Here is a 14,068-nt window from a genome sequence, read left to right on the forward strand (position 1 = left end):
ATGTTTGTTAACGCTTACAAAATATCCCTAAAATAATGAAACAGGGGGGACGGATATGTTTAGAAATGTAGCAGAATTGGTAGAACTAGCTGAAACAAAAAATAAGAAGATATCAGATATTATGATAGAACAAGAAATGAGAGTTACAGGAAGAACCCGTGAAGAAGTAATCTCATTGATGGAAGCTAATTTAACTGTCATGGAACAGGCTGTTGAAAAAGGTATCGCCGGGGTTAAATCTCACTCAGGTTTAACCGGGGGAGATGCTGTCCTTCTTCAAAAATATATTGAAAAAGGTAATTTTCTAACTGGAAAAACAATACTTGACGCAGTAAGTAAAGCAGTTGCTACAAATGAAGTGAATGCGGCAATGGGAACGATTTGTGCAACACCTACTGCTGGTTCTGCAGGTGTAGTACCAGGAACTTTATTTGCAGTTCGAGATAAACTGAATCCTACTCGAGAACAAATGGTGGAATTTCTCTTTACAGCCGGCGCTTTTGGATTTGTGGTTGCAAATAATGCTTCTATTTCAGGGGCTGCTGGGGGCTGTCAAGCGGAAGTGGGATCTGCATCAGGAATGGCGGCTGCAGCCATTGTAGAGTTAGCTGGTGGGACCCCAAGCCAATCAGCAGAAGCGATGGCTATTACACTCAAAAACATGCTTGGTTTAGTGTGTGATCCAGTAGCAGGACTTGTTGAAGTTCCTTGTGTAAAGAGAAATGCAATGGGAGCTGCGAATGCAATGGTGGCTGCTGATATGGCACTTGCAGGAATTACAAGCAGAATTCCTTGTGATGAAGTTATTGATGCGATGTTTAAAATAGGACAATCAATGCCTACGGCTCTAAAAGAAACAGCTCAAGGTGGGTTGGCGGCTACACCAACAGGTCGAGAATTAGAGGCTAAGATTTTCGGTATTCCGCTTAATAAAAATGAATAGTGAGCTACATCAACCAGTAACTGTCGTAAAGGGTATTGGGGATGAAGGAGAAAAAGCTCTTAATGATATGGGAATATACACAGTATTAGACCTATTGGAGCATATTCCTTATAGATATGAGGATTACCGATTGAAACAACTAGAAGATGTGAAACATGATGAGCGTGTTACTGTACAGGGGAAGGTTCATAGCGAACCTTCTCTCACTTTCTATGGTCGAAAGCGTTCGCGCCTAACGGTTAGAGTTTTAGTTGAAAGGATATTAGTTACCGCGGTTTTCTTTAATCAAGCGTACTTAAAGAATAAAATTGAACTTGGTGGAAGTATCACATTAACCGGAAAGTGGGATCAACATCGGCAAACCATTAATGTAAGTGAAATGAAAATGGGAGATGTAACGAGGACTTCGGAATTAAAACCGCTATATCATACAAAAGGTGATTTAACAACGAAATCACTTCAAAGGCTTATTACAAATGCATTTCAGCAATATGAACATCATATAGCTGAAATAATACCTACAAGTCTTCTAAAACAGTATAAACTCCCCTCAAGAAGTCAAACCCTTCGACTATTGCATTTTCCAAACAGCTTCGAGCAAATTAAACATGCAAGACGTAGAATGGTTTACGAAGAATTTTTATTATTCCAGCTCAAGATGCAAGCGTTACGAAAATTTGAAAGAGAGAATTCTAGTGGGATCTGTCATGAATTTAAGCCTGAAGCATTATCAATGTTTATTCAGTCTTTACCTTTCCCATTAACAAAAGCCCAAGAACGTGTAGTTGAAGAGGTTATTGCTGATATGAAATCTCCATATCGAATGAACCGGTTATTACAAGGAGATGTTGGCTCAGGGAAAACGGTTGTCGCGGCTATTGCATTATATGTCTCCTGTTTAGCTGGCTACCAAGGAGCACTAATGGTACCGACTGAGATATTAGCAGAGCAACATGCTCACAGTTTAACGATTTTACTTTCTCCTTTGAATATAAGGGTTGAAATCTTAACATCCTCTATTAAAGGAAAACAACGAAAAGCAATCTTAGAAGACTTAAAGCAAGGAAACATTAACATTTTGGTTGGCACACATGCGCTTATTCAAGAAGAAGTTGATTTTCTTTCACTAGGACTCGTTATTACCGACGAACAACATCGTTTCGGTGTTGAACAGAGAAGAGTACTTAGAGAAAAAGGTGAATCTCCGGATGTGTTATTTATGACAGCTACACCGATTCCTCGGACATTAGCCATTACAGCATTTGGAGAAATGGATGTATCGGTTATAGATGAGCTCCCAGCAGGTAGAAAGCAAATTGAGACTTATTGGGTAAAACATAATATGCTAGATAGAATTCTTAGTTTCGTAGAGAAGGAATTACAAAAAGGTAGACAGGCTTATGTCATATGCCCTTTGATTGAAGAATCTGAAAAACTAGATGTACAAAATGCATTAGATGTTCATAGTATCCTTACTCATTATTTTGCTTCGAAGTACTCAGTTGGTTTAATGCATGGTAGGCTTACATCAGACGAGAAAGAAGAAGTAATGAGAGCATTTAGTACAAACGAGGTGAACGTCCTCGTTTCTACAACAGTTGTTGAAGTGGGCGTGAATGTACCAAATGCAACAATCATGGTTATTTATGACGCTGAAAGGTTTGGGCTATCACAGCTACATCAGCTTAGAGGGAGAGTTGGACGTGGTGAGAATCAGTCCTACTGTATTTTGCTTGCTGATCCAAAGTCGGAGACTGGAAAAGAACGAATGCGGATTATGACCGAAACGAACGATGGTTTTGTTTTATCTGAAAAAGATTTAGAATTAAGAGGACCGGGTGATTTTTTTGGAAAAAAACAAAGCGGTATGCCTGAATTCAAGATTGCTGATATGATTCATGATTATCGAGCGTTAGAGGTAGCAAGACAAGATGCCGTAAACCTAATACAGTCGAGGGAATTTTGGGATCAAGAGGAATACAAGCTTTTAAGGGAAAGAATAGAGAAATCAGGAGTATTAGCGGGAGAAAAGCTAGATTAATAATGTTGACTAAAGGCAGATTGTAACTAATGGTTGCATTCTGCCTTTTTAAATTATATACTACTTTTAGTACCTAGTCTTAATAGCGCGAAAGGTGTTTACGATGCGAAAAAACAAAAAGGAGAGGCAGCTTCTTCTTCAAGAGACTATAATAGAGAATCCATTTATTACGGATGAGGAGCTAGCTGAAAAGTTTACTGTAAGTATACAAACAATTCGGTTAGACAGGTTAGAACTATCGATCCCAGAATTGCGTGAGAGGATTAAACATGTAGCAGAAAAGCAACTAGATCAAGAAGTTAAGTCCTTACCAATTGAAGAAGTGATCGGTGAGATTGTCGATATTGAATTAGACCATTCTGCCATATCAATCTTTGATGTAAAAGAAGAGCATGTGTTTAAACGGAATCTTATTGCACGCGGACATCATTTGTTTGCACAAGCTAATTCGCTTGCTGTTGCTGTAATAGATGATGAACTTGCACTTACAGCAAAGGCGAATATTCATTTTACAAGGCAAGTGAAGGTGCATGAACGAGTAATTGCAAAAGCAAAAGTAGCAACAGGTGACAACAAAAAGGGAAGAACCATTGTTCAAGTAAATAGTTATGTAGGAAATGAGCCGGTTTTTTCAGGAGAATTCCATATGTTTCGTTCGAGTAATGTAGAAAATAAAAATTGAAATAGAATCCCCTAATAAGGATGATGATAATGAAAATAGCAATTGACGCAATGGGCGGTGATCATGCACCAAAAGAAGTTGTCTTAGGTGTAATGAAAGCCATTGAAACTTTCACAGATTTATCTGTAACATTAGTTGGAGATGAAAAGCAAATTCAGCCCTTACTTCGATCTTCCGATAGAATTCAAATAATACATACTGATGAAGTAATTGAGGCAACTGATGAGCCTGTTAAAGCCGTTAGGAGAAAAAAGAACTCGTCAATGGTGCTAATGGCAAAAGAAGTTAGTGAAAAAAGAGCAGATGCATGTATTTCAGCTGGAAATACTGGGGCACTTATGACGGCTGGACTTTTCGTCGTTGGTAGAATTGAAGGCATTGATAGACCAGCTCTTGCTCCAACTCTACCAACTATTAGTGGAGATGGCTTTTTATTTCTAGATGTCGGTGCAAATGCCGATGCAAAGCCAGAACATTTATTACAATATGCAATTATGGGTTCTATTTATGCTGAGAAGGTACGTGGCATTAAGAAGCCGAGGGTTGGACTACTAAATGTGGGAACAGAAGAAAAAAAGGGAAATGAACTAGCACGAGAAGCCTTTCGATTAATCTCAAATGAGGATTTGCATTTTGTTGGAAATGTAGAGGCACGCGATTTGTTAAACGGAGTAGCAGATGTAGTCGTTACAGATGGGTTTACAGGGAATGTTACATTAAAAACAATTGAGGGTACTGCTTTATCAGTATTTTCTATGTTGAAAACAGCTTTACATAGCAGTGTAACTAGTAAGTTAGCTGCAGCTGTGTTAAAGCCAAAATTAGTTGGTATTAAAAACACGATGGATTATTCTGAATATGGTGGAGCAAGCTTGTTTGGATTAAAGGCACCAGTGATAAAAGCGCATGGATCATCCAATGCTAATGCTGTTTTTCATGCGATTAGACAAACGAGAGAAATGCTTCAAAAACAAGTAACAGAAACCATAACATCTGCTGTCCAGACAAAGACAGAGGAGAGCAATGAAGAAAGGGGAGAATAATCATGAGTAAGATCGCTTTTATTTTTCCGGGGCAGGGTTCTCAAAGTGTAGGTATGGGGAAGCAATTAGCGGATTTGTATCCAGAGGTCGCAGATTATTTCAAGCGTGCAGACGTTAAACTTGGTACCTCATTATCATCTCTTATTTTTGAAGGTCCACAAGAGCAATTGACGCTAACGGCCAATACACAGCCTGCTCTTTTAACAACAAGTGTGGCAATCTATGAAAAGTTTAAGCAATCTGGGATTGTCCCTGATTACGTAGCTGGACATAGCCTTGGTGAGTATACCGCTCTTGTTGCTTCTGAAGCGATATCCTTTGAGGATGGGGTTTATGCAGTTAGAAAGCGCGGAGAATTTATGGAGGAAGCCGTACCTGCAGGTCAAGGTGCTATGGCGGCAGTACTTGGAATGGAAGCCGAATTACTAGATAAGGTATGTTCAAGTGTGAGCCAAGAAGGCTACCCTGTTCAACTCGCTAATTTAAACTGTCCCGGACAAATTGTCATATCTGGTTCTGCAAAGGGTGTAGAGATAGCTTCGATACGTGCAAAGGAGAATGGCGCAAAGCGTGTTATACCTTTAGAAGTCAGTGGTCCTTTTCACTCAAGCCTGATGAAGCCTGCAGCTGAAAAACTAAGACAAACATTGGAAAGTATTGAAATTAAGGAAGCTAAAGTTCCACTTATTGCAAATGTAAACGCTTCTCCTGTTACCAATTCAATGGAGATTAAGGATTTACTCATAGAGCAATTGTATTCACCTGTTCGTTGGCAGCAATCAGTCGAAAAGATGGTAGAGTATGGCGTGGATACATTTGTTGAGATCGGACCAGGTAAAGTATTATCAGGTTTAGTAAAAAAAGTAGATCGGTCATTAAAGGCATTTGCTGTGTATGATGAAGAATCTCTTCAACTCGCAATTCAGTCTTTAAAAGGGGGTAGTGAATAATGATTGAGGGTAAAGTGGCTTTAGTTACAGGTGCTTCAAGAGGAATCGGAAAAGCTATAGCTTTAGAGCTTGCAAGTAAAGGTGCAACAGTTGCTATTAATTATGCAGGTAGTGAAGCAAAAGCTAATGAGGTTGTAGATGAAATTAAATCGATGGGCCAAGAGGCAATAGCTATTCAGGCAGACGTATCAAGTAGTGAAGATGTTACAAATATGATTAAAACAGTAGTAGACACATATGGTCGTCTAGACATTCTCGTAAATAACGCAGGGATTACGCGGGATAACCTATTAATGAGAATGAAAGAAGAAGAGTGGGATGCTGTAATCAATACAAATCTTAAAGGCGTCTTTCATTGTACAAAAGGGGTTACTCGCCAAATGATGAAGCAAAGAAGTGGAAAAATCATTAACATTGCTTCAATTGTAGGGGTAAGTGGTAATCCTGGACAAGCTAATTATGTAGCAGCAAAAGCTGGTGTTATAGGTTTAACAAAAACAACTGCAAAGGAGCTAGCATCTAGAAATATAAATGTAAATGTCGTCGCACCAGGGTTTATTACAACAGATATGACTGACGAACTTCCAGAGGATGTAAAGAATGAAATGCTTAAGCAAATTCCATTGGCTCGGTTTGGTGAGCCTACTGACATTGCAAAAGTAGTATCATTTCTAGCTTCGGACGATAGTAAATACATGACAGGTCAAACTCTGCATGTAGATGGTGGCATGGTTATGTAACATAGGTATGTCCCAAAACTAGTATTTCTTGCAATAATTTACTATAATAACTTGAGGGGAGGTGATTTAAAGTGGCAGAAGTATTAGAGCGCGTAACAAAAATCATCGTAGATCGTCTTGGAGTAGATGAAGCGGAGATCAAGCTAGAATCGAAATTCAAAGATGATTTAGGTGCTGATTCCCTAGACGTAGTAGAACTAGTAATGGAATTAGAAGACGAGTTTGACATGGAAATCTCAGATGAGGATGCTGAAAAGATTGTAACAGTTGGAGATGCTGTTAATTACATACAAAGCAATGTATAATTTTTTCTCATCAAAGATTTGAATGGAAAGTCCCGTATTGATGTGCGGGGCTTTCCTAATATGTATTGAACTGCTTCACTAGAGACTATTATTATGTGTATTTTAATATGGAGGACAAGTTTCCGTGAAATCATCAAACAGAAGATCATTTAGCAAGCAAAAGGAAGCATTTCAAGCTTTTCAGCAAAAAATCGGTATTTACTTTCAAAACGAAAAACTATTATACCAAGCTTTCACGCATTCATCTTATGTGAATGAGCATCGTAAACGACCATTTGAGGACAATGAGCGATTGGAATTTTTAGGTGACGCCGTATTAGAGCTTACCGTTTCAAAATTTTTATTTGAAACTTTTCCTATGATGAGTGAAGGAGAGTTAACGAAGCTACGTGCAGCAATCGTTTGTGAACCATCACTTGTAAAGTTCGCCAATGAGCTTACGTTTGGTGAACTCATCCTATTAGGAAAAGGAGAAGAGCTTACCGGTGGAAGAGAGAGACCTGCTCTATTAGCTGATGTTTTTGAGTCTTTTATTGGCTCTCTCTATTTAGATCAAGGCCTTCCAATTGTGTGGAAATTTTTAGAAGATGTTGTCTTTCCAAAAATTCAAAAGGGTGCTTTTTCTCATGTGATGGATTTTAAAAGTCAATTACAGGAGCTTGTGCAACGTGATGCCATTGGGATTATCGAATATAAGATTTTACAAGAGAAAGGCCCTGCTCATAACCGGGAATTTGTCTCACAAGTATATTTAAATGGTGAAACACTAGGGACTGGGGTAGGAAAATCAAAGAAAGAAGCAGAGCAGCAAGCAGCTCAAATGGCCCTGCAAACATTAAAGGAAAAATAAAGGAATCCCTAAGAAAAAGGGGATTCCTTCTTCATTTTATGATAAAATCAAGCAGAAGAAGACTTATAATAATCGAAACATGAGATAGATAGTAGGAGTGGAATCAATGTTCCTCAAGCGTTTAGATATTGTTGGATTTAAATCATTTGCTGAACGAGTATCAGTAGATTTTGTACCAGGTGTTACAGCCGTGGTAGGCCCAAATGGTAGTGGGAAAAGTAACATTACAGATGCTATTAGATGGGTATTAGGAGAGCAGTCAGCCAGATCACTACGTGGTTCAAAAATGGAGGATATTATCTTTGCTGGAAGTGATTCACGTAAGGCTTTGAATGTTGCTGAAGTTACTTTGACGTTAGACAATGAAGATCAATTTCTTCCCATTGATTATCATGAAGTAAGTGTAACAAGACGAGTGTATCGTTCCGGAGATTCTGAGTTTTACATAAATAAGCAATCATGTAGATTAAAGGATATTGTTGATTTGTTTATGGATTCAGGACTTGGTAGAGAAGCATTTTCAATCATATCCCAAGGTAAGGTTGAAGAAATTTTAAGCAGTAAGCCTGAAGAACGTAGAAGTATTTTTGAAGAGGCGGCTGGGGTTTTAAAATATAAAACCCGAAAAAAGAAGGCAGAGTACAAACTCGCTGAAACACAAGAAAATTTAAACCGTGTTGAAGACATTTTGCATGAGCTAGAGAATCAACTTGAGCCCCTAAAGCTACAGGCATCAATAGCAAAGGACTTTCTTGAGAAAAAAGAAGAATTAGAAAAAATCGAAGTAGCATTAACTGTTTATGAGATTGAAGAATTGCATGAAAAGTGGGAAAGACTACTTAAACAACTTGAAGAGAATAAGGATAAGGAAATTGGTCTAGCTTCAACGATTCAAAAGGAAGAAATTGAATTAGAACAATTAAGGGACCATGTTCGTTCACTTGACGAATCAATTTCTCAGCTGCAAGAAGTATTGCTACTTGCAAGCGAAGAACTTGAAAAAGTAGAGGGGCGCAAGGAAGTATTAAAAGAAAGAAGGAAAAATGCTTCTCAAAATCAATCACAGTTAGAAAAGCAAAGGGCCGATAATGAACAAAAAATGAAAGATCTTCAGTCTGCGATTCTTCTCGAATCAGAAAGACTTTCTGAACTGAAAGGTGTTGTAGAAGAACTTTCCACTCAACTAGTAGAGAAAGAGAGATTATCGAAATCATACTCGCAAAATATTGAGGCAGATCTTGAGAATGTAAAAAGTGACTATATCGAGAAGCTGAATGAGCAGGCTACAACTCGAAATGAAATTACGTACATTGTTGACCAGTTAAAGCAACAACAAGCCAAAAGTGAGAAAATTGACTCTTCTAATGAGCAATTTCTTCTTCAGCGTAAAGAAGTTGAGTCTAAAAAACAAGAACTACAGGGCCAGCTACAATCACACCAAGAGGTCATTGATCATCAAATTACTGAATACCGAAAAAAACAACAGAAGCTGGAAAAGGATAAAGAAGAATATCAGAAAAAAGAATCCATGCTATACCAAGCTTATCAAGTCCTCCAGCAGACTAAGTCTAGAAAAGAAACATTAGAAGAAATGCAGGAGGATTATGCGGGCTTCTTCCAGGGTGTTAAAGAAGTTTTAAAAGCAAGAGATCATAAGTTAGAAGGCATCGAAGGAGCTATCGCTGAGTTAATAAGCGTCCCAAAAGATTATGAAATAGCCTTAGACATAGCACTAGGGGCTTCAACGCAGCATATTGTTGTGGACCAAGAAGTGAATGCTAGAAAGGCAATTGCGTTCCTCAAAAAAAATCATTATGGAAGAGCTACATTTCTACCAATGTCAGTTGTCTCGGGTAAAAGTGTTCAACAAGAACATATCCAAAAAATTAAACATCATGATTCCTTTATTGGTATCGCTGCAGATCTTATTTCCTATCAATCAAAACATGATCATGTTGTCAGAAGCCTACTCGGTAATGTCATTATTACGACCGATTTAAAAGGGGCAAACGAATTAGCGAAAATTATCAACTACCGTTATCGACTGGTCACCCTTGAGGGTGATGTTGTAAGTCCAGGGGGAGCAATGACAGGAGGAGCAGTTAAGCAGAAATCCAGTTCATTACTTGGGAGACAGCGAGAATTAGAGCAATTGACACAAAAGCTAGCTAGTATGGAAGAAAAGACTGAGAAGCTTGAAGGGTTTGTGAAGAATTTAAAACAGACAATCCTAGCAGATGAATCATCGTTAGAAGAATTAAGGGCAAAAGGAGAAAATTTGAGGTACGAACAACAAACCTTGAAAGCTTCCATACGTGAACTAGAGGTAGAAGAGAAAAACTTAAATGAAAGACTAGCTCTTTATGATCACGACAAAAAATTATTTCTATCAGACCAAAAGGAGTTAGGTGATCGGAAAGAACGACTTCAAAAGCAATTAGTAGTATTGCAACTCGACATAGAAAAACTTGATGTGACGATTAAGGAATTAACAAATTTAAAAACAGAACAACAATCATCAAGAGAAACAGTTCAATCTGAGATTACGAATTTAAAGGTTCAATTAGCTGAGAAGAAGCAGCTCCTGTTCAATCAACAAGAAAAAGTGGATCGATTACAAGAAGATAAGGAGAATGCCGCTTCTGCACTTCGATTAGTGTCAGACGATTTACAATTGCTTACTAGTGAGATGAATTCTACTGATTCAGGTGAAGAACAGCTTGAACAACAAGCGAAACAAAGACTCCAAGAAAAAAGTGATACCATATCTCTTATTTCTTCAAGAAGAGAAGAAAGACTTCAACTCCAAAACAAGATTGATGACCGAGAAAATGAGCTAAAAGAAATAAGAAGGGCTTATAAGCAACTTGTCGAGATTGTGAAGGATGAGGAAGTAAAGAGTAACCGTTTGGATGTTGAACTCGATAATCGATTAACTCATTTAAGAGAAGAGTATATGCTTACCTTTGAAGCTGCCAAAGAAAAATATCCACTTCACATAGAGGTAGCTGACGCTCGGAAAAGGGTAAAGCTGATTAAACTTGCGATTGAGGAGCTCGGAACCGTAAACTTAGGTTCAATAGAAGAGTATGAACGCGTATCAGAACGTCATCACTTTTTACTAGAGCAAAAGAACGATTTAGTTGAGGCGAAAGAAACACTATTTAGAGTTATTGATGAAATGGATGATGAAATGAAAAAAAGGTTTGAAACAACCTTTACGAGTATCAAATCCCATTTTGAAGGTGTTTTTCGCTCTTTATTTGGCGGGGGACGAGCTGATTTAGTGCTAACAAATCCAGAAGATTTGCTAAATACAGGTGTAGATATTGTAGCTCAGCCACCAGGAAAGAAGTTGCAAAATCTAGGCTTAATGTCTGGTGGAGAGAGAGCCTTAACAGCGATTGCGCTTCTGTTCTCAATATTAAAGGTACGCCCTGTTCCATTTTGTATTTTGGACGAAGTTGAAGCTGCATTGGACGAAGCAAACGTTCACCGATTTGCTATGTATTTAAAGAAATTTAGTAATGAAACACAGTTTATTGTAATTACTCATCGAAAAGGCACAATGGAAGAATGTGATGTCCTATATGGTGTAACCATGCAGGAGTCTGGTGTTTCAAAGCTAGTTTCAGTAAGATTAGAAGAAACAAAAGAACTAGTTGAATTATAAATCTGTGAAAGAGGGTTAAGGATGAGCTTCTTTAAAAATTTGAAAGAAAAAATTTCGAAACAAACTGAAACGGTAACAGAAAAATTCAAAGAGGGCTTAACGAAAACAAGAAATTCGTTTTCAGAAAAAGTGAATGATTTAGTATACCGTTACCGAAAAGTGGATGAAGACTTTTTTGAAGAGCTAGAAGAAATTTTAATCTCAGCTGACGTTGGGGTACAGACCGTAATGGAGTTAATAGATGAATTAAAGGATGAAGTAAAAAAGCGTAATATTCAAGATCCCAAAGATGTTCAGTCCGTTATTTCAGAAAAACTAGTTGAGATATACAATGGTGATACCGATGAAGAACAAGCATCACTCAATATAAAGGAAGGGTTAACGGTGATTTTAGTTGTTGGAGTAAACGGTGTCGGAAAAACAACCTCTATCGGGAAACTAGCCCATAAACTAAAACAGGAAGGGAAATCTGTACTTTTAGCGGCAGGGGATACATTTCGTGCTGGAGCAATCGAACAGCTAGAGGTCTGGGGCGAAAGAGTTGGGGTAGATGTGATTAAACAATCTGAAGGCTCAGATCCAGCAGCCGTCATGTTTGATGCTGTACAAGCAGCAAAGTCAAGAAATATAGATGTCCTACTATGTGATACAGCTGGAAGATTACAAAACAAAGTCAATCTAATGAAAGAATTAGAGAAGGTAAAACGAGTTATTGAAAGAGAAATTCCAGGAGCTCCGCATGAGGTTCTACTAGTTCTTGATGCAACAACTGGACAAAATGCAATGAGTCAGGCAAAGACGTTTACCGAAGCAACAGATGTTACGGGAATTGTGTTAACAAAGCTGGATGGAACGGCAAAAGGTGGGATTGTACTAGCCATTCGCAATGAATTAAATACTCCAGTTAAGTTTGTTGGACTAGGTGAAAAAATGGATGACCTACAAGAGTTTAACGCTGAGCAATTTGTATACGGATTGTTCAGTGATATGCTAGAAGAAGTAGAACAAGCCGAATAAAGAAATGATTCTTCGATACTAATTGTATACGGACAATAAGGACATCTGTCAAGATGAATAACTTGACAGATGTCCTGCTATACGGTAATATAATTGGTTGTAATGGCAATTCACTTAACAAGGGGATGTTCCCGTGCTTGAAAAAACGACGAGAATGAATTTTTTGTTTGATTTTTATCAATCACTATTAACGCCAAAGCAGCGAAGCTATATGGAGCTTTATTACTTAGAGGATTACTCATTAGGTGAGATTGCGGAAGAGTATGAGATTAGCAGGCAAGCGGTCTATGACAATATCAAAAGAACAGAAGCGATGCTTGAAGAGTATGAATATAAGCTACTGCTTTTTGAAAAATTTCAAACAAGAAAACAACTCATAAATCAATGTAAAGAACTAGTGAAGGAAAACGAACCTCTTTCTAGGCTGTTATCCGAGCTTGAGAAATTGGAGTAGGGGGTGTAAATCGTGGCGTTTGAAGGTTTATCAGAACGTTTGCAAAGCACAATCCAGCGTATTAAAGGTAAGGGGAAAGTAACAGAAGCAGATGTAAAAGAGATGATGCGTGAAGTTCGTCTAGCCTTATTAGAGGCGGATGTAAACTTTAAGGTTGTGAAGGACTTTGTAAAGCGAGTATCCGAGCGTGCGGTCGGACAAGAGGTTATGACAAGTCTAACTCCAGGTCAGCAAGTCATCAAAGTAGTGCAAGAAGAGCTTACCGCCCTTATGGGAGGAGAACAAAGTAAAATTGCGGTTTCTAATCGTCCTCCTACCGTTGTCATGATGGTTGGACTTCAAGGGGCGGGTAAAACTACCACTACTGGGAAGCTAGCAAACCTCCTCCGAAAAAAATATAATCGCAACCCGATGCTTGTTGCAGCGGATATTTACAGGCCTGCTGCTATAAAACAGCTTGAAACTCTGGGGAAACAATTAAGCATGCCGGTATTTTCACTTGGTGATCAAGTAAGTCCAGTTGAAATTGCTAAAAGAGCCATTGAAGAGGCAAAAAAAGAGCACTACGATTATGTCCTAATTGATACTGCAGGTCGTCTCCATGTAGATGAACACTTAATGGATGAGCTAAGAGAAGTTAAGGAAATTGCAAAACCTGATGAGATTTTTCTCGTGGTTGACGCGATGACAGGTCAAGACGCAGTTAATGTTGCAGAAAGCTTTAATGAACAATTAGACATTACTGGAGTTGTATTAACAAAGCTTGATGGAGATACTCGAGGTGGTGCGGCGCTATCTGTAAAAGCCGTTACAAATACTCCAATAAAATTCGTTGGACTTGGTGAAAAAATGGATGCCATTGAACCTTTCCACCCTGAAAGAATGGCTTCTCGAATACTCGGTATGGGTGATGTACTAACCTTAATAGAGAAAGCTCAAGCAAATGTAGATGAACAAAAAGCGAAAGAATTAGAGCAAAAAATGCGAACTATGTCTTTCACTTTTGATGACTTTCTAGAACAGTTGGACCAAGTTAGAAAAATGGGACCGCTAGATGAAATTCTTGGGATGCTCCCAGGAGCTAACAAAATTAAAGGCTTGAAAAATGTCCAGGTTGATGATAAGCAGATTAGTCATGTTGAGGCTATTATCAAATCGATGACGAAAAAAGAGAAAATTCAACCCGAGTTGATTAATGCAAGTAGAAAAAAGCGAATTGCCAAAGGAAGTGGTACTTCTGTTCAAGAAGTAAATCGCCTTTTAAAGCAGTTTGAAGATATGAAAAAAATGATGAAGCAAATGACAAACATGCAAAAAGGTAAGAAAAAAGGCGGGTTTAAATTACCTTTTATGTAATGATTGAATAGTCT

Annotated in this window: 12 protein-coding genes; all 12 read left to right on the forward strand. The window is 38.2% G+C overall.

Annotated elements, in window-relative coordinates:
* Window positions 1–55: 55 nt before the first annotated feature.
* Window positions 56–943, forward strand: a complete 888-nt coding sequence (gene sdaAA / locus ACFSCX_RS04285) for an L-serine ammonia-lyase, iron-sulfur-dependent, subunit alpha (RefSeq protein ID WP_377926878.1) — start codon at window positions 56–58, stop codon at window positions 941–943.
* Window positions 936–2,984 (forward strand): ATP-dependent DNA helicase RecG, encoded by a 2,049-nt coding sequence (recG, locus tag ACFSCX_RS04290; RefSeq protein WP_377926880.1) that lies wholly within the window; start codon window positions 936–938, stop codon window positions 2,982–2,984. The genes sdaAA and recG overlap by 8 nt, the downstream gene beginning before the upstream one ends.
* 103 nt (window positions 2,985–3,087) lie before the next feature.
* Window positions 3,088–3,666: a transcription factor FapR gene (fapR, locus tag ACFSCX_RS04295; protein WP_377926881.1), complete on the forward strand. Its 579-nt coding sequence runs from the start codon at window positions 3,088–3,090 to the stop codon at window positions 3,664–3,666.
* A 29-nt stretch (window positions 3,667–3,695) separates the two neighbouring features.
* Complete coding sequence (plsX, locus tag ACFSCX_RS04300; RefSeq protein WP_377926882.1) at window positions 3,696–4,709, forward strand: phosphate acyltransferase PlsX; 1,014 nt, start codon at window positions 3,696–3,698, stop codon at window positions 4,707–4,709.
* A 2-nt stretch (window positions 4,710–4,711) separates the two neighbouring features.
* Window positions 4,712–5,659, forward strand: a complete 948-nt coding sequence (gene fabD, locus ACFSCX_RS04305) for an ACP S-malonyltransferase (protein WP_377926883.1) — start codon at window positions 4,712–4,714, stop codon at window positions 5,657–5,659.
* Window positions 5,659–6,399, forward strand: a complete 741-nt coding sequence (fabG, locus tag ACFSCX_RS04310; protein ID WP_377926885.1) for a 3-oxoacyl-[acyl-carrier-protein] reductase — start codon at window positions 5,659–5,661, stop codon at window positions 6,397–6,399. Before fabD ends, fabG begins: the two co-directional genes overlap by 1 nt.
* A 71-nt stretch (window positions 6,400–6,470) precedes the next feature.
* The gene (acpP, locus tag ACFSCX_RS04315) at window positions 6,471–6,704 is read left to right on the forward strand and encodes an acyl carrier protein (RefSeq protein ID WP_377926886.1); all 234 of its coding nucleotides are present in this window, start codon (window positions 6,471–6,473) and stop codon (window positions 6,702–6,704) included.
* Window positions 6,705–6,828: 124 nt separating this feature from the next.
* Window positions 6,829–7,554, forward strand: coding sequence for a ribonuclease III (gene rnc / locus ACFSCX_RS04320; protein ID WP_377926887.1), 726 nt, complete (start codon window positions 6,829–6,831; stop codon window positions 7,552–7,554).
* A 106-nt stretch (window positions 7,555–7,660) separates the two neighbouring features.
* The gene (smc, locus tag ACFSCX_RS04325; RefSeq protein WP_377926888.1) at window positions 7,661–11,227 is read left to right on the forward strand and encodes a chromosome segregation protein SMC; all 3,567 of its coding nucleotides are present in this window, start codon (window positions 7,661–7,663) and stop codon (window positions 11,225–11,227) included.
* A gap of 21 nt (window positions 11,228–11,248) precedes the next feature.
* Window positions 11,249–12,244: a signal recognition particle-docking protein FtsY gene (ftsY, locus tag ACFSCX_RS04330; protein WP_377926890.1), complete on the forward strand. Its 996-nt coding sequence runs from the start codon at window positions 11,249–11,251 to the stop codon at window positions 12,242–12,244.
* Window positions 12,245–12,377: 133 nt separating this feature from the next.
* Entirely contained in the window at window positions 12,378–12,698 is a 321-nt protein-coding gene (locus tag ACFSCX_RS04335) for a putative DNA-binding protein (RefSeq protein WP_377926892.1), read from the forward strand.
* A gap of 12 nt (window positions 12,699–12,710) precedes the next feature.
* Window positions 12,711–14,054, forward strand: a complete 1,344-nt coding sequence (gene ffh, locus ACFSCX_RS04340; protein ID WP_377926894.1) for a signal recognition particle protein — start codon at window positions 12,711–12,713, stop codon at window positions 14,052–14,054.
* Window positions 14,055–14,068: the final 14 nt, after the last annotated feature.

This window comes from Bacillus salitolerans (assembly GCF_042680805.1).
In the GTDB taxonomy this organism is placed as follows: Bacteria; Bacillota; Bacilli; order Bacillales; family SA4; genus Bacillus_CJ; species Bacillus_CJ salitolerans.